We start from the raw sequence: 18,164 nt of genomic DNA, 5'->3' as shown, positions 1-18,164 counted from the left end.
GGAGAACGGGCGATGGCAAAGAAAGAAAAAGTAACGGTGATTGTTCTGGAAGAGTTTCAGGATAAGTTCGATCATAAGACTCTGTACCCGGTGGGAACAGAACTGGAAGTGGACAAAGAACGCGCTGACGATCTGGTAGGCCGCAAGCTTGCCAATATCAAAGAGGTGAAAGCTCCCAAGGAGCTGAAAGAGTCCGAGAATTCCAAGGAAGTAATGACTGAAACCGCAAAGGCTGAAACAGCAAAAACTGAGGCAGAGAAACCTGAAGAAAGAGAAAAAGATGATGACAAGGGAACTGAGAAATAATAATCCACTGAATATTCGCCTCTCTGGCACTACGCGCTGGCAAGGTGAAGTCCGACCATCACAGGATCGTTCTTTCTGTCAGTTCGAGAGCATGGCTTACGGTTATCGTGCCGGATTGAAGTTATTGCAAAACTATCGGAAATTGAACGGATGCCGCACGATATCGGACTTCATCAACCGCTGGGCACCATCTGTAGAAAACAATACTTCAGGCTATATCAGCCGGGTATGCAGGGAAATGCAGGTACCTTCCAGTTATGTTCCTGATGTGAACGACAGGGGAACCATGTGTGCCTTTGCAGCAGCCATGTCACAAGTGGAAAATGGCATTCCTGTGGTGATGGAAGACGTGCAGGCAGGATGGGACCTACTCTAAATTAAGGAGGAATAAGATGGATACACTTGAATACATGAAGCTGGTTTGTGGTATCCTTACGGTTATCATCACCTACGGAGGATTCAGGATGTATACCGACAGACGGAAATACATTCAGGAGGTAGAAAAGCTGAAGGCGGAAGTCCGTGACGCACAGGTAAACACCCGTGGCAGCGAACTGGACAACGTTCAGAAAGCGATGCAAATCCTGATGGATGAAATTGTGGAACCTTTAAAGCAAGAAATAAATGCGATTCGAAAAGAACTCGGAAAACTTCGCCGGGCTGTTGAGAAGTCCAACAGTTGCCGTTTTGCTACTAACTGCCCTGTGCGTGATGAGTTGCAAAAGCCCGAAAAGACTGGAGAAGACTACCTCCCTAGACAGCCTGTACAGCGCAAGAGGATTCGTTCTGATACAGCAGCCGGTACCTCCGAGCATTGCAAAAACAGTGTTTCTGGCAGGGACACTGAAATCGATACCGATAGGAACAGGCTTTAGTACCCGCAGCGGACAGGCAACCGTCAACGTGACGCGGGTATCGGAAGATTCAGTAGAGGTTCGCGCCACTTGTGACAGCCTGGCACGTGAAGTAATCTACCTTCGTGAAGAACTGACACGCATCCGCAACGAGACTGGTGAGGAAGTGGAAGAACCTCCTCCGCAGATTGTGAAGGAACCGACCGGATGGCAGTGGTTCCAGATATGGACAGGACGGATGGCCGTTGCCGTACTTGTTCTAATAGTGATCAAACGGCGATTGAAACGTAATTAAATAATAAGGAAATTTATGGCAGAACTAGGATATGTGCATGGCAGTGACATGCTTGTCGGATTAATGGTTGAAGAAGCTTTTTCTCCACTGGGGCATTCAAAGACTTGTACCATTAGTAATAAGGCAGAAACCAAAGAGCGTGCAGTGAAGCCGACTCTGGCGGAAAAGGCAAAGGCGGCTAATGCCGGCAAGTGGAAAGAGAAATCAGTGAGCGGTCTGTCCGTCGAAATCAGTTCCGAAGGATTCCGGTTCTACGGAGATGAGATGGGATATGACAAGCTGCTGGAACTTTGGGAGAAGAGTGAACCTGTAACAGTACGTTATGCGCAACGTGGAGAGGAAAAGACGAAATACCGTGAAGGAAAGTTCCTTATCACAAGCCTGGAAGAGACATCTCCTTCGGATGACGACTCTACCTATACTATCTCTTTGGAAAACTCCGGTCCGGTTGAGACCAAGACTGTAGCTCCACAAGGATAATGTATCACCTTTAACTTGTATCATCCAATGAATAAAGTAATCATTTGTGCGAAAGAATACCCTTCCCGTGTGACCATGGGGGCAATGATCGACTTCAAACGCGAAACCGGCAGGGATGTAAACGAAATCGGTGCTGATGTGGAGCAGCTGACCATGTTCATGTATTGTTGCGTCCGCAGTGCTTGCCGTGCTGATAAAATCGACTTTGCGCTGACTTTCGAACAGTTTGCCGACGGCATCAACCTGGAAGACTTTACCGCCTTTCAAAACGGAATGTCAACGGAAGAAGATGGATCAAAAAAAAGAAGGGGACGAAAGTGTAACGATTGAATCTCTGATGGGACTGGCGATGGGGTGTGTCGGGATGTGTCTGAATGACTTCTGCCGTCTCACCCCGTTGGAGTTTACGGCCGTCTTCGAAGCCTGGCAACAGAAAGAGACGTATGCAGAGCGCAGAGGGTGGGAACAGGCACGTTTCCTGGCATGCAGCATACTGAAACCTTATAGCAAAAGGAGTCTGGAATTGACAGACGTATGTCGGTTCTCCTGGGATATGAAGCCTGCAAAGGAAGCGGAGGAAGAACCCAGTACACAGGAAAGGTTCGATGAGATCAAGGCTCTGTGGAATGTGGATTGAGGTTTTTCTTTTCCTCTTCCAGTTCGTGGATGAGTTCATCAATGTCCTCTTCGGTGATGGTGCAATCATCTTTCTTAAAGAGTCCGTACAGACCGATAACGACGAATAATACTATAAAGAAACCTCCGATAGTCATAACTGTTTGATTTTTACTTCACAAATATATGGAAAAAGTTTCATTCGACATCATACTTAACCTGAAAAATAATATTTCGAGAGGATTGGTTAACGTTAAAAAGCAATTCGACGCTATAGATAAGGCCGGGGAGCAGGCGTCTGCTACTACCACTCGTTTCGGGAATATTTGTAGCAGGTTGAAAATGCCTGACCTGAATGCGTTTTTGGGAGTAGCCGAGCGATTGGGTGGTGTGCTGGGTGACTTGTCTCAAGGCGGAATGAACTTTGGACAATCCATGGCAGATCTCAGTTCTATTACCGGCATTGCAGGTGATGATCTGAAAGCTCTTGGCGAGAATGCGCGTAAGGTGGGACAAGACTCCGGTCTGGGAGCTGGTACGGCGGCACGCGCATATGCGATCCTCGCCAGTCAGATTGATGTTGCCGTCATTGGTATGGCGGGTCTGAACAACTTACAGGAAAAGAGTGTAACACTGGCACAAGCATCCGGAATGAGTATCGATGCCGCCGCAACATCATTAGCCGGTACAATAAACCAGTTCGGACTATCGGCAAATGAGGCGGAACGGGTTATTAATGTGCTGGCGGCAGGAAGTAAATATGGGGCAGCCGAGATAGAAGAACTTTCTCAAAGTTTTAAGGTTGCAGGTTCCGCTGCTTCTGTCATGGGCTTGACTGTAGAACAGAGTGCAGGGGCACTTGAAGTTTTATCCAAGGCAAATCTGAAGGGCAGTGAAGCCGGGACAGCACTCCGGAACATTATCTTGAAGCTGAATACGGAACTAGGTGTCGATCTGAGCCGTACATCTTTGTCTACAGCGTTGGATGCGTTGAAACCAAGGCTGACGGATGCCACTTACTTGAGTAAAATTTTCGGCATGGAGAATGTTGCCGCTGCGCAATATCTGATACAAAATTCATCGGCTGTCGAAGAAATGACCCGGAAGGTGACAGGTACCAATGTGGCACAGGAACAGGCAGCTGTTCGCACGGATACAACAGCACACAAAATGGAAATACTGCGTGCAAAGGTGGATGATATCAAAATCAGTTTTGCCAACTCACTGGGACCCATGTCTGCCTATGCTTCCGTAGTAGGTGAGAATGCGGTTGTGCTGGCTTCGTTCTATCAGCTAGGTACTGGTGCCATGTCCATGCTCAGTAAATATCATATTGCGGCAAAAACGGCAGTGGTTGCTCAGATGGCTTTTAATTCTATATTAAAATTTGGGAAAGCTACAGTACTTTCCTATGCCATGAATGTGAATCTGGCTCGTAATTCAATTGTGGCAACTACTGGAGCCACAAAACTAATGAATATTGCAATTGCAGCTAGTCCGTATATGCTTGCTGCTGTGGCTGCCGTGGCGTTGGGTGTGGCTGTTTATAAAATAGCGACGCGTAGCAATGAAGCGGAAAAGGCGCAGAACAGGTTAAATGAGGCAATGGCAGGTATGCAGAAAGAAGTCACGGAGGAACGCCTGAAACTGGATGCTCTATTTGCTCCATTGTTGAATGCGAAGGAAGGGACAGATGAATGGAAACGGGCCCGTGACCGTATACAGGAAACCTATGGCGATTACTTGCAACAGTTAGGCATAGAAGAAATAAAGGTAGATAATGCCCGTAAGGCGTATGATTTGCTGTCTGAAGCGATCATCAATACGGCAAGAGCACGTGCCGGGGAAAAAGCATTGACTTCTGCGGGGGATTCGTTAGCCGGTAAAGAAAGCGAGATGCTGACTAAAATGCGTAGTATACTCACTCAAAAGTTTGGTGAGGAAACTGGTGCACGGGTGTTTGATGGCATAGCTAACAGCATCCGTAAAGGTGAGAAGGAAATACCTGAACGGTGGGCGAAATTTATTAAGAGACTGGATGTCACAGAAGTTTATGGACAGGCGGGGGAAGTAAATACCACTAACCCGGTCATGACGTATGTCAATGGAATCAAACAGGCAAGAGCCGATTACGAGAAAGAATATAACCGTATTGTTTCTGTATTTGGCAAAGCTATTCCTGAGCCTAAAGTTCCTCAGAAAACGGTAAAAGGTGAAGGGAATAAGGAAGATGACAATCTACAACAAGAGTCGCTTACTCTGGCTGATATTAAAAGGAAAATAGAAGAACTCCAGTCTGTGCAACAAACTGCATCGGATGAAGAGGGACGTAATATACAAATTCAGATCAATCAGCTGGAATCTCTTAAAAAGGCTAAGGAAAAAGCAATGGGCATCGGTGGAGACCCGGCTTTCATGAATGGCAGCATTGATGCCATGAAAAATGAACTGGCCAAATATGAGAAAGAACTATCCGGCAAACCAATAGGAGAAGCCTCTATTGACTTGCAGATTAAAATTGATAATCTGAAAAATCAAATAGAAGGTGTCAAAATATGGATAGAGAAAGAAGCATTCAAAGATACTCATGGTGAAATTAAAGTAGATGTAATTCCTTCTTCCAGCGCCGGACGTAATCTTGGACAAATGGCGGAAGATTTTCAAGACAAGAGGAGCAAAAAGAACCCGGATAGTGAGCAGAAAATACTGACGCATGATGCCATTAAAAAGATGAAGCTTCCCAAAATTGAGATGCCCAAGATTGATCCCAAGAAGAGCGGCTTTGAAAAATGGAACGAAGCGGTAGACACTGCTTATAAAAAGAATCAGGATTTTATCGAAGGTATGAGCGGCATCGGAAGCGTGATGGGCAGTCTGGGACAAGCTGTCGGAGGTGCTGCCGGAGAATGGCTGAACTGGGCTGCGAATGTGGTACAGGCTGTTGCAGCTGCGATCCCTCAAATCACATCACTGTTGGGGTTGCAGTCAACACAAGTGGCGACAAATACGGCTGTTGCCGGTTCCGGAGCGGCTGCTTCCACCGCAAGTATTCCGATTGTTGGTCCTATACTCGCAGTTGCGGCTGTGGCAAGTGTCCTGGCAGCTCTCGCTAATCTTCCCAAGTTTGCCAATGGGGCAATAGCATATGGTCCTACAATGGGACTTTTTGGAGAATACTCCGGAGCGCAGAATAATCCGGAGGTCGTTGCTCCTTTAAATAAACTCCGTCAATTGATACAGCCGGCAGGTGGCATGGGAGGCATTGTAGAATTCAGAATTGACGGCAGAATGCTCCGTGGGGTATTAAATAAGGTAGACCGATATAACCAACGTACAAGATAATGGAAAAGCAGTTAAGATATCAGGGAGAGTTTTTCAGCGTAGCCGGTGTGCTGTGGCGTGTGGAGATATGGCAGGATGCGGACACTCCTTATCCGGTAGTCGGTGAATTACGTTTCCCTTCGGATACTCCGTTATCATTTGAATGGTTTGAAACTGACAAGCTGGAACCTGTGCAGGGAAGCGGTGCAACGCTTCAGATAGTAAGCAAGGTGGACCGGCAATACAAGGATATGTATACCGTTGAAGCCGGAAGTATACGTATGGATGCATACAGGAACGATGTTTTGTATTGGAGCGGAACGCTGGATACAGAAACATACGAGGAACCTTTTTCATATGATAATGAATATGAAGTGAAGCTGACGTTCAGTGATTTTTCCTTGCTTGACCGTATGAATTTCTCGTTGAGTGGGGCACGGTCCATCGGCAGTCTTATTGAAACCTTTATAACAGAGACGAAAATCAAACATCGGGGATTTGAAAAATATATATCAACTACATGCGATTCGGTTTCCGGTGAAATGCTGTATAACGTGGGAATAAGTTGCGAGAACTTCTATGATGAAGAAGGAGTGCCGATGACGATGCGGGAAGTTCTTGAAGAAATACTGCGTCCGTTTGCTTTGCGTCTTATACAACGTGCAGGAAAAGTATTCATATACGATTTGAATGCCGTACAAACGGCATTTGAACCTCAAACGGTACATTGGGAAAGTGATGATGCGGTACTTGGGGTAGACAGGGTTTATAAGAATGTGACATTGACAGTCAGTCCATACCCGCAAAAAGAACTGTATACATCTACATTGACAGAAAAGATGTTGGATGAAGGGACTGAACAGTATTATGTAGCGAAAGACACAAGCAAAAGTCCGTTTGATACAAACAATATTGGCTTCATGATCGAATTGAAAAAGAGTTCCGGAGTAAGCGGAGAAATAGAGATTGATACGGACAATACCAGACTGTTTAAAATCACTCCTGTATTCTCCGGGAGCGAGTCTTTTGGCATCGCTGCGCGTGTAAGAGATGTTTTTAAATCTCCTTTCTCCGGGATGGAAACCCCAATAAATGCAGATGGACATGCAACACTCCTGCACAAACCATTATTTACGGTGCGACGTATGTTGTCATTACCGGAAACACGCTCTGTTTTTAATGGCTATACTCCAGATGCAATTGATCCACAGGCATGCCTTACAAATGTTATGTTACGCCTAAAAATAGAAGCGTTAATCGATGCACGTTTTAATCCTTTTGAAGACGCGACCGGAACTAACAGGAAAAATGAATACGAAAAATTCCAGGGAATAAGTGAATATAACGTATCATATATACTGCGTATTGTTGATACAAATGGAAAAGTCAAGATGCATTATGCGAACAGATATAATGACGGCAGTGCACATAATGATTTTTATGCAACTCAATATGTCGAAATGAATGGAAAATGGATTGATGGAGACGGTGTATCGAATAGTAAAACGACACTGAGATATTATGACCGTTCAGGATATACAGGCTGGAAAGGAGGCTGGCAATCTAACAACGTAGGATATAGAAACTCATATGTCCCCAAAGAGTCTGCGGGAGATGGAGATTTGATTCCGATACCTCCCGGATGTCAGGGATGTGTACTTGAATTATCAATCTTGAATTTCTTCGGTCCTGTCCGAAGCCGAGGTGAAAATCCGACACCTTTTATTGATTTTTATCCTAATTGGGTATTATTCAAGATTCCCGAACTGACTTTGGTCAACTCCTATGGCAAGGCAATAGACGGAAATGATATCGAATATAAATCGTGGCTTAATTCTTCAGCTAAGGAAGAAAAGAAAATAGAAACGATTGTCGGTACTCCACGCACTTCGGCAAATTTCGGCATGGGGATGCTGATGGATGTGTCATCGCGTACTACATTGAGCATGTTTACTCGTGCAGGCGTAACCGCTCCTTTGGAAAAACTATTGATAGGCACTTGGTATAGTAACTACAGCAGGCGGATGAATATGCTTTCGGGAACTGTACGGCTATTGGATGGCTTTGGCACCTATACAGATGCGAACGAGACCGATACCTATTTAATGGTGTCGGAGGTTCAGGATGTGCAGCAGGATGAGAGTAATGTGAAGTTAGCTGAAATAGCACCTGATAATTTCGAAGGAGTAGAATATGAATAAAATCATGAAGGAATATGAAGAAGCAATATAATATACTCATTTCAGAACGGAAGTCCGTTCCACGCAGCAAAAGGCTACGTGAAGCCGGACAGTCCGCTTCGTCTGCTGCTGTCCCTGTGTCAGGCAATGCTGGAGGGGCTGGAATTGGAAATGGATCAGATACAGGTATAAGTAGAGATATCCGTGTCAATTCACCATCTGTGGGACATATTATAACAGGCAGTGTTCTGCCTAGTGGAATGAGATATGAACAGATATTCCGTAAAATGCTTTATGCGCCTATTCCGGCAACATTGGCAGGTAAACTCTCAACCGCTAATGATGTTGAGTTTGGATCAGCTAAGGGTACTCTGACTTATACCGCTACCCGCAATGATAATGGTCCGATGACTAAAGCATATTATGACAATCAAGAAGAAAACGTACTGGAATTTGCAGGTGATGATACTGCAATCCAAATCGCAACAAGGCAGTTACAAGGCAATTATACCAAAGGGGAAACTTATACTGCTACGGTCGTATATGCCGCTTCTGACGACGGAGATATAAACGAAACGATCTTGACCAATAAGATCAGCGTGAACGTCAAACGCAAATGGTTCGCAGGAGTATGTAACTCAATTCCTCAGACATCTGCCGATGCGCGGGCATTAGGCACAAGCGGATTCTATACCGGTCCCGGTACCTTTAAGTTTCCTGCATCCAACTGGAAAATAGTAGCTGTATGTGTTCCTTCAGGCACACTATCAGAACTATCTTTGACTTCTTACCCTGCCAACTTTGCAGAAGATAAAGAATATTGCATAGGTCCTATCAAAATATCAGTAGAAGGCGCAAACGGTAGCGAAGCTATTGACTACAACATGTGGTACTTACAAACCGGTGGACTCAACGACCCGGATACATTCACTTTTAAAATAGTATAAGGATATGGTAAAACTGAATATAAAAGGTTCAAGCTTCGCTGCTCAATATAGAAGAACAACCGGACGAGCTATCGACTCAACTGATAACTGGGAGTCAAAGGAAGAAGCTGACCGTTACGCGCAGAATCTTGAAGAGGAGGCATATTTCCCTTATGACGGTCAGATAATAACAGTCAAAGAAAGCGGAAAGACAAACTTGTACACCCTTGTGGTTGACGAATCAATCACCATTCAAGACGGTAAGAAACACTTTAAACTGGAACCGGTCGCCTCTCAATCTTATGCTGATGACAGATATCTTCAAAAAGGCATCAAGGATACATTAGAAAAAGGCGTCACTTCCAAAGGGGACATTGACATCGAAAGCGGTGGCTTGAACGTCGAAAAGTTGACCCGTCTAAAAGGCGGTGTTGTGGTCATGGCCGATACCGATTACGGAGTAACAGAATCAGAAAAAGAAAATCCCGAAAATAATAATGTTATGGCAATAGGATTAACAGAGGTTCCTAAAAACAGTGGATTCGGTTCTACCTCACTAGGTGAGATGGATAACACAGATGAATCATTCGATCTAGTTCCCGACGGCAACTACATAATGCAAAAGCGTGCCGGCGTGTTCTATCCCGTGAAAGCTGCTGCAGGCGGTGGAGGAACAAAGCTCACTCTTGCTTTTGTCACTCCGTCAAACATGACCGCCGTTCACGGCAAGGAGGCACTGATCAAGTACACATACTCATCTACCTTGTCCGGAGAAGAGACGGGAGAAGGCATTGCCACCTACACCCTAAACAGTAAGCAGGTGGCCTCTGAAACGATCAATCAAGGCGAAGTGAGTTTCAACATCGGCAAATACCTGTCACTCGGTGATAACGTACTCGTCGTACAGGTTACTGACAGCTACGGAGCTACTCGCAAACTGACATTCAAGATCAGCGCAGTAAGCATCTCTGTAACGTCTACCTTTGACGATTCGAAGGCTTATACCGGAGCGGTCTCATTTGTCTATACTCCCGTCGGATCACTAACCAAAGTGATTCACTTTAAGATCGACAGCAAGGAAATCGGTACCATTGAGACCGCTATCAGCAACCGTCAGCAGACATACAGCATTCCGTCACAAGCGCATGGTGCACATACATTAGAGGTATATGCAACCGCTACCGTTGATGAAACAAACATCGAAAGCGAGCATCTGCTTTACGATATTATCTGTATATCATCGGGAAGCAATACCCCTGTCATCGCATCCTCTTTCCGCGTTACAGAGATTGAACAATACGATACATTACTCATCCCGTTCATCGTTTATTCTCCCGCTTCATCCAATAGCGAGATCACATTATCCGCTAACGGTAAGATCATATCCGGTCAAACCGTAGACCGAACACGGCAGTCATGGAGCTACCGGGCTAACGATGCCGGTACATTAACTCTGACAATCACCTGTGGAAGCGTCTCGAAAACCTTTAATATAAATGTCACCGAATCACCTATTATCGTAGAACCGGAGACACAGGATCTGGAACTCTATCTCACTTCACAGAACCGTAGCAACTCCGATACCAACAAGGAAGAATGGAAGTTCAACGAAATAGCAGCGGTATTCTCAGGATTCAACTGGAAAAATAATGGCTGGGTAAAAGATGATAACGGTTATTCCTGCCTCCGTGTCAGTGGTGGGGCATCGGTAACTCTTCCGTTACACCTATTCGCCTCCGATTTCCGGGCAACCGGTAAAACGATAGAATTCGAGTTTACCGTACATGACGTATATAACTACGATACTCCTGTCATCTCCTGCTGGTCCGGGGATCGTGGCATTCAGATCACATCTCAGACAGCCTTGCTTAAATCAGAGCAAAGCTCTATTGACACACGATTCAAAGATGAAGAACGCATCAGGCTGGCCTTCGTCGTAGAGAAAAGAGCGGATAACCGGTTAGTAGGCATCTACGTAAACGGCATCAAGTCCGGCTCCATGCAATATCCGGATGCGGACAACTTCATGCAGTCTGTTCCTGTATATATCACCATCGGCTGCTCTGACGCCACAATAGACATCTACAACATCAGGTCGTACAACAATAACCTGAACCGGTACCAGCTGCTTGATAATTACATTGCCGATATGGACGATGTAGAGAAGAAGCGTGACCTGTACCTGCGTAATCAGATCTACGACGACTACGGCAGCGTATCCTTTCAGAAAGTAAACAAGATGATCGACTGCCTTGTATTCGAAGGTGACCTACCACAATACAAGGGAGACAAGAAAACGAATAAGGTCTATCTGTTCTCTTCTGTCAATTCTTCGTTAGACTGGATCGCAGACATAAAGAACAATGTTCAGGGTACATCCTCACAGTATTATCCCCGCAAGAATAATAAGTTTGAATTTATAGACGGGATCACCTACACAGAAACCGGAATGAAGGAGGATTCATACCAGGTAACCGACGACGTCCTGCCGGCAGCCGTATTCTGTGTCAAAACCGACTTCGCGGAATCTTCCGGAACGCATAATACGGGTGTGGCAAATATGATCGACACCATGCTTAAGGAAATGAACATCCTGACTGATGCACAAAAAGCCAATCCGAAGGTTCGTACGACAGTTGCCGGGCGTCCATGCTTGTTATTCCACAAGGAAACGGCAGATTCCGAACCTGTATTCATCGGGAAGGTGAATCTGAATACGGATAAGGCTGCTGAGAATACTTTCGGTTTTAAAGAAGGTGATGAAAGCTGGGAGTTTCTGAACAATACTTCCGACCTTACTCTATTTAAAACCGGTGATATGACCGGATGGGAAAACAATATTGAAGCCCGGTATCCGGACGGCAATACTGATATAACCAATGTCCGGAAAGTATTTGAATGGGTACATAGCTGTAAGGGTAACGTAGAGAAATTCAAGTCTGAGTTCAGTCAGTACTTTGATAAGGACAATGTTGTTTTCTACGCACTCATCACCCTTGCACTTGGTATGACCGACCAGCGTGCCAAAAATATGTTCCTCACCCGGATTGGTAACGGCAAGTGGTCGTTTATCTTCTATGATAACGATACCCTTATCCCTATTAACAACGAGGCCGTAATTGAGTTTCTTTATAATGTAGAGATACAGGATACGATTGGCAATAAGAATGTCTGGAATGGCGCTGACTCGGAATTGTGGAAGCTCGTTGAGGAAGCGTTCGCCGACGATATCCGTGAAATGTACTATACAATGCGCCAGCGTGGCATTTTTTCGTATGACAAGATGATAGACTGCCTGTATACCCGGCAGGCGGAGAAATGGAGTGAAGCGATCTACAACGAAGACGGCTATTTCAAATACGAACAACCGCTTATTGAAGGCTATCTGGATTACTCTCAATCGCATGAGAATCCTCAGATTGTCAAGACCGGGGCATATCTTTACGCTCTTCAGGGAAGCCGTGAATTATACGGTAAATGGATATGGAAAAACCGTTTTCTGTATCTTGACAGCAAATTCCTTGCCGGATCAATCCTGAGTGATACGGCTGTATTCCGAACCTATACTCCATCTGTCTGGACCGGAGTAGCACCATGCGCTGACCTCACCCTGACTTCATTCAATGCGATGTACTTCAATGTCAAATGGGGATCGGCCACCAGATCACAGCGTGTCGGATTCAACGAGAGTTTCAAAATGGTCGCTCCACAAGGCATGACTTTCAATGATACAGAAATGATCATCTATGGAGCTTCATTGATCACTTCTTTGGGTGATCTGTCTGCCCTGTATCCCGGTTCGGTTGACGTATCAAAGATGACCCGTTTAAAGGAACTCGTCATCGGATCGATCGTTGAAGGGTATCAGAACCGGAATATGACAGTACTGTATGTCGGTAACAACCGTATGCTTAAGCTGCTTAACATAGCGAACTGTCCGGGTTACACGCAGCCTATTGACGTATCCGGATGCGATAACATTGAAGAACTGTATGCGCAAGGTACTTCAACAACTGCGGTACTTCTGCCGGCTGCCGGGAATATGCGTACAATGCACCTGCCGGAAACCGTTACCAGCCTGACAATACTTAATCAGATCAATATTACTGATGCAGGATTGATCCTTGACGGGGTACAGAACCTTTCAACAATCAGATGGGAGAACACCAACAAGGCTAGTGTATTATCTATCATTGACAGATGCTTTGCTTTAGATGATATGAAATTAGAGCGTATCCGGCTGATTGGAGTAGACTGGTTACTGCCTACTTTAAATTCGATCATAAAGCTAATGAGTTTGAAAGGAGTTGATGAAAATGGCAACAACGTAGATATGGCAGTTATTACCGGTAAATGCTATGTCTCCGTAGCTACTGACGCGCAAATCAATAAACTGAAGGTGGCATTTCCCGAATTGGCTATCACATACGGTCAATTGAAACCTGCTCCTGTGACGACTTTTACCTTTAAATCTTCTCAGAGCAAGTCTCTTATAAATTCAACTTTGGAATGTGACTATGAAGTGGAGAAGATAAATGAATATACATACAAGGTAACTTCTGAAGATAATATAACAATTGATTTCACATTCAAATGCGATAATCACGAAGATTATAAAGGCTCATATCTTGTAGCCGGTACGCGTTCTCAAAGTTATACTGTGACATATATTCCACTGCGAAAGATTCAGGTGAAAGTTTATAACCAATCGGTATATGTTCAAGGTGCTACTGTTACAATTGGAGATCAATCATACATCTCTGATGCAGACGGATATGTTATTTTACCTCGTGGGGGTACTGCTGTATCCGGAATCGTATCAGCTTATGGCTATGCAAGCAATACCTTCTCATTTGGTGCCATAACATCTGATACAACAAACACTGTATCTGTGTATGGTGTCGTGGATGTTAAATTCATCGTAAAATACAATTCACTACTCATAGAAGGTGCTGTCGTAAAATGTAATGGAATAACAGGAGAGACCAACCAGTACGGTGAATGTACTTTATCATTGGGAAAAGGAACATATCAGTATTCTGTTACCCATGACACATATTATGAAAATACGGGCAATATAACTGTCGGGACGTCTGCAACATCCTTAACTGTATATGTAGAACCAAACACGGTCGAAGTTAAATTCATAGTAAAAGACGGTACTGTACTTCTACCGGGAGCTACTGTTCAATGCGATGGAAAAACAGGAGTTACTGACGCGTCTGGAGAAGCTGTATTGGTAATAGGAAGTAAGAAAACTCATGAATACACTGTATCTAAAGGCGGATACTTCAACGTTACGGGTAGTGTTACTGTTAACCTGACCAATGCGACAGTCAATGCCGGCATGACATTAGACATTGAATCATTCAAGCCGATAGAAAATGGGAATATTCAAATGTTAGTTACCGGGGAAAGCGTCTCTCTTGATGTCACATCAGATACTACTGATTATATTATTTCATGGGGAGATGGGACGGAAGACAATGCATCCGGGACAGGAAAACAAACCTGTGCACATACATACAATACTTCAGACTTTCATCAGGTAGAAATAAAAAACTGTAGTAATGTGACCTATGCAAATACAATAAGCAAGCTATCTCTTGTTGCATATTGGAGCATAGGAGACAGCAATGTAAATGGCTTAGAATTCTCCGGGTTTTCAATGTTGAAATATGTAGGGCTTATATTGAAGAATGACACTGAAAGAAATTATTTTTCCAGTTGTTTCAGTGGTACAGGTTTAACATCTATTCCGCAGGGGCTGTTTGATAATTGTGTAAAAGCATTTATTTTTAATAATGTATTTTATAGTGTTCCAATAACATCAATCCCTGTCGGGCTGTTTGATCACTGTACGGAAGCACGAGAATTTAAGGGTGCTTTTGAAAAAACGTTATTATCTTCAATACCAGAGGATATATTTAAATATAATGTAATTGCTTCTAATTTCAATTTATGTTTTGCCAGCACGAAGATCACTTCAGTTCCGGAACGATTATTTTACTATTGTTCAAATGCGGTAGTTTTCGGGGGATTTGATAACTGGGGTAAAGCACAAGGTTGTTTTTCTAGATCTTTACTAGAATCGGTTCCGGCGAATCTATTTATTAACAACAAAAAGGCATCAAACTTTGATGGCTGCTTTCAATATTCGAAAATAAAAGATTTGCCTGCCGGATTAATTGATAATTGTCCGGTCACAGCAATGAATTATTTCTGTAACGAATGTAAAATGAATAGCGTAGTACTTCCGTCGATATCATCGAGTTTAGGCCGGTATTCGTTTGACAGTCTAGGGTTTGACTTGAAGTATATCATTTCAAATTCGGCTATACCTCAAACTATAGAAACGACCACTTTTAGTAACTCGAACATCTATCGTTATTCTATCTATGTCCCTGACGAATCAGTAGACGCCTACAAAACAGCAACCAACTGGACCGTGTTAGCGGGCAGAATTAAGCCTATGAGTCAATTTGCAACCGATTTCCCGGAGGAAGAAATATGAAAATAGATAAATTAAACAATAGACACATTCTTGCGGACGAAGGCAAAGTACTCCGTAGAATTAGTGACGGGCAACTGTTCGGTAATGAAATCTATCTCGGATACACCTACTATCTGTCAGGTGAAGAACTACCCGAACCACTCTTGGAACTTCCGGAACATTATGAAGAAATAGATGATCCTACTGACGAAGAAACCATTCTTATCGACGAGGATACGCCACTAGAAGACACAGATATTGAAGAAGCGATAACCATCGAGGATGAACCGGAATCTGATGTAGAACAAAAAAAGAGAATCACCGTAGCTGACTACCATAGACTGGAAAAGCAGGTGGCACTCTTAACTCAAATGATAGGAGGAACAGAATGGCAGGACTAATCAACACCGGTATCTGGGGATTCATCTCCTCAGCAAAAGCAACAGGGAAAAAGATCTTGAATGCTGCCGGGGAAGAAGTAGATGAATGGGTAAGCACATTCGTCTCAGGCGTATCGGGCTGGATAGTAGACAAGCTCGGTAACGCAGAGTTCAAGTCAGTCTTCGTTCGTGACAAGTTCATCACGAATGAGTTTGTCCACAACCGAATCCGGGTAACAGAAGATGAAGAGATCATATCAAGCAGTATCAAGATAGCCTCCAGCATAGACAACGGAGACGGGACATTCACCGTTTATCCTGATCTGAGAGAGGGTGACTACAATCCGCTTGCCGAAAATGACCTGTTGCTAGGGTATTATCACAATCCCGCCAACAGCGGTGTAATCTACTCCGTCCAGAAGCTTACTGCCATCTCTGATCCGTCAAGCGGTGACCAATCCATTCTACTCGAAGCGGAAGGCGATTCAGTTCCTTACCAGCACATGATCATTGTGCGCGTAGGGAATATCACTGACGAAGAGCGTCAATCATTCATCCGTATCTCATCGAAAACCAACTGTCAGTACTTCTATGACGGAATCGACAGCTGGGCGGCTTATTCTGATCCGGAGCATGTAAAATGCGTCCTTGGACATGCGGATATCGGTCTGATTCCCGCGTGGGCAAAAGAAGCTGTAGGGGGTGTGAAACGCTGGTTCGGCTTGATCGCTGACGGTGTGATCATCCGGGGTACATTTATTCTTCATAATGACAAAACAATCGAAGATGAGTTGAACAGTCGTGAAATTCAGATACGGGGTGACTTCCAGATTCGAGAGGATGGAATTACCGGCAAATGGCAGGAAGTGATCAAGTACGCGAAGGAAGCTTCTGATTCTGCTAGCTCTGCTGCCGGATCAGCTACCACCGCAGGTGAACATGTGACCAAAATCGAAGAACTTTCTTCTGAGTTTAATGTCAATTATGAGAAGTTGTCTGCTGACTTTACCCATAAGGTTAATACCGAAACGACGAATGCTCTGGGTGCTATCTCAACAGCAACGGAAGAAGCAACCGGTACGCTTCAACTCACAGCCAAGGACTTTATACTTGCATTTACCAACCTGGTAGATACTAAAACAGAAGAGGCAACCGGTGCGATATCCGAAGCAAAGAAAGCCGCTGAGTCATCATTAAACATGACTGCTGAGCAACTTGATCTGCAATTCAAGAAAACAGTAGAAGAAAAGACAGAAGAGGCTACCGGTGCGATCACTAATAAAAAGGAATCGGCTGAATCAGACATCAAGGCATCCGCTGAAGCATTAACAGTAACCTTCAACAAGAATGTAGAGGAGAAAACAAAGGAAGCTGACGGGGCGATCATTATCTCTAAGAATACGGCCACATCAGAAATTGAAGCAACTGCGAAGAACCTGACAACCAAGTTCGAAGAGAACGTTCAACAGAAAACGATACATGCTAACGGAGAGATTGATGCTACAACTGAAAGTCATAAGTCTGAGCTCAATCAAACTGCGGAAGAACTGACTAGTAAGTTCAAACAGTCAGTTACAGATGCTGAAGGGGACATCATTAAAGAAATAGGCACCCAGGTAACTCAGAACGCAAAAGAATGGAAAGTGGAGGTCATGGGTGAAGATAAGGACGGTAATCCAAATACAATCCTCGCCGCTATCAATGCCGACGCATCAGGTATCAAGATTGAAGGTGAACGTGTCCAGATTAGCGGTCAACTTTTAGTTGAAGCTATCATGACCACCGGTATCAACATTGATGATAAATTCATTGTATCGGTAGAGGATGGAAAAGCAAAAGTCAAAGTGAACGGTGAAGTTAATGCTGATAGCGGAACATTCTCCGGATACTTAAAAATCCCATTCAAGACATTCGGAGAAGGAGCTGTTCAAGATCCTGTCACTAAAGAGTATACTGTATCCGATTCCTTTAATCTACAATCCGGAGGGGACTTGACTAAATCATATCTATATGTAATCAACTTGCCGACTGATGGAAAATACGTCGGTACAGTTCTTACAATATATGATTATTCGGTTAAAACAAGAGCCTCTCCTGTCGTAAAGATAAAAGGGAAGATGTATCATCCGCTGAATATCGGTGATTACGGATTAAAACTAACGACTGAAATAGATATGGGGAGGGGAGGAACTATACAATTTCTTGCTGTAACTGAAGCATTGGATAGAAATAATTGCACATGGCAGGTTTTATCAGATTGTACATCCGGAGGTTCGTTTAGTTAGGAAATCGATTATTTATTATAGAAACAATA

General features: G+C 44.1%; 14 protein-coding genes. 13 read left to right on the top strand and 1 reads right to left on the bottom strand.

From position 1 onward, the window contains the following. Window positions 1-12 precede the first annotated feature (12 nt). Genes K6V30_RS01140 through K6V30_RS01110 form a run of 7 tightly spaced genes read left to right on the top strand, consistent with a single transcriptional unit; the run spans window position 13 to window position 2,572 of the window. The gene (locus K6V30_RS01140; RefSeq protein ID WP_055270387.1) at window positions 13-306 is read left to right on the top strand and encodes a hypothetical protein; all 294 of its coding nucleotides are present in this window, start codon (window positions 13-15) and stop codon (window positions 304-306) included. Then, window positions 284-682, top strand: a complete 399-nt coding sequence (locus K6V30_RS01135) for a hypothetical protein (protein WP_055270496.1) — start codon at window positions 284-286, stop codon at window positions 680-682. Before K6V30_RS01140 ends, K6V30_RS01135 begins: the two co-directional genes overlap by 23 nt. 16 nt (window positions 683-698) lie before the next feature. Next, the gene (locus K6V30_RS01130) at window positions 699-1,181 is read left to right on the top strand and encodes a hypothetical protein (protein WP_055270384.1); all 483 of its coding nucleotides are present in this window, start codon (window positions 699-701) and stop codon (window positions 1,179-1,181) included. Next, complete coding sequence (locus K6V30_RS01125; protein ID WP_224207238.1) at window positions 1,132-1,455, top strand: hypothetical protein; 324 nt, start codon at window positions 1,132-1,134, stop codon at window positions 1,453-1,455. Before K6V30_RS01130 ends, K6V30_RS01125 begins: the two co-directional genes overlap by 50 nt. A 15-nt stretch (window positions 1,456-1,470) precedes the next feature. Beyond that, entirely contained in the window at window positions 1,471-1,935 is a 465-nt protein-coding gene (locus tag K6V30_RS01120; protein WP_055270382.1) for a phage tail tube protein, read from the top strand. Window positions 1,936-1,962: 27 nt separating this feature from the next. Next, on the top strand, window positions 1,963-2,265 hold the full coding sequence (locus K6V30_RS01115) for a hypothetical protein (protein WP_055270380.1): 303 nt from the start codon (window positions 1,963-1,965) through the stop codon (window positions 2,263-2,265). Further along, window positions 2,225-2,572: a hypothetical protein gene (locus tag K6V30_RS01110; protein WP_055270378.1), complete on the top strand. Its 348-nt coding sequence runs from the start codon at window positions 2,225-2,227 to the stop codon at window positions 2,570-2,572. Before K6V30_RS01115 ends, K6V30_RS01110 begins: the two co-directional genes overlap by 41 nt. On the opposite strand, the gene K6V30_RS01105 is transcribed toward K6V30_RS01110, so the two are convergent. Beyond that, window positions 2,547-2,708: a hypothetical protein gene (locus tag K6V30_RS01105; protein WP_168166744.1), complete on the bottom strand. Its 162-nt coding sequence runs from the start codon at window positions 2,706-2,708 to the stop codon at window positions 2,547-2,549. The genes K6V30_RS01110 and K6V30_RS01105 overlap by 26 nt on opposite strands. Before the next feature lie 28 nt (window positions 2,709-2,736). On the opposite strand from K6V30_RS01105, the gene K6V30_RS01100 reads away from it, so the two are divergent. Genes K6V30_RS01100 through K6V30_RS01075 form a run of 6 tightly spaced genes read left to right on the top strand, consistent with a single transcriptional unit; the run spans window position 2,737 to window position 18,135 of the window. After that, window positions 2,737-5,892 carry a phage tail tape measure protein gene (locus K6V30_RS01100; RefSeq protein WP_055270376.1) on the top strand — a complete coding sequence of 1,052 codons (3,156 nt, stop codon included), beginning with the start codon at window positions 2,737-2,739 and terminating at the stop codon, window positions 5,890-5,892. After that, on the top strand, window positions 5,892-8,072 hold the full coding sequence (locus tag K6V30_RS01095) for a hypothetical protein (protein ID WP_055270374.1): 2,181 nt from the start codon (window positions 5,892-5,894) through the stop codon (window positions 8,070-8,072). Before K6V30_RS01100 ends, K6V30_RS01095 begins: the two co-directional genes overlap by 1 nt. A gap of 14 nt (window positions 8,073-8,086) precedes the next feature. Next, entirely contained in the window at window positions 8,087-8,998 is a 912-nt protein-coding gene (locus K6V30_RS01090; RefSeq protein WP_055270372.1) for a hypothetical protein, read from the top strand. A 4-nt stretch (window positions 8,999-9,002) separates the two neighbouring features. After that, window positions 9,003-15,491 (top strand): CotH family protein, encoded by a 6,489-nt coding sequence (locus tag K6V30_RS01085; RefSeq protein ID WP_055270370.1) that lies wholly within the window; start codon window positions 9,003-9,005, stop codon window positions 15,489-15,491. Next, on the top strand, window positions 15,488-15,871 hold the full coding sequence (locus K6V30_RS01080; protein WP_070101325.1) for a hypothetical protein: 384 nt from the start codon (window positions 15,488-15,490) through the stop codon (window positions 15,869-15,871). The genes K6V30_RS01085 and K6V30_RS01080 overlap by 4 nt, the downstream gene beginning before the upstream one ends. Then, a complete protein-coding gene (locus K6V30_RS01075; RefSeq protein WP_055270368.1) occupies window positions 15,859-18,135 on the top strand; it encodes a hypothetical protein in 2,277 nt (758 codons plus the stop codon). Before K6V30_RS01080 ends, K6V30_RS01075 begins: the two co-directional genes overlap by 13 nt. Window positions 18,136-18,164 lie beyond the last annotated feature (29 nt).

Origin of the sequence: Bacteroides faecis (assembly GCF_020091505.1) — a bacterium.
GTDB classification, from domain to species: Bacteria; Bacteroidota; Bacteroidia; order Bacteroidales; family Bacteroidaceae; genus Bacteroides; species Bacteroides faecis.
This window is presented reverse-complemented; position numbering and strand designations above follow the sequence as displayed.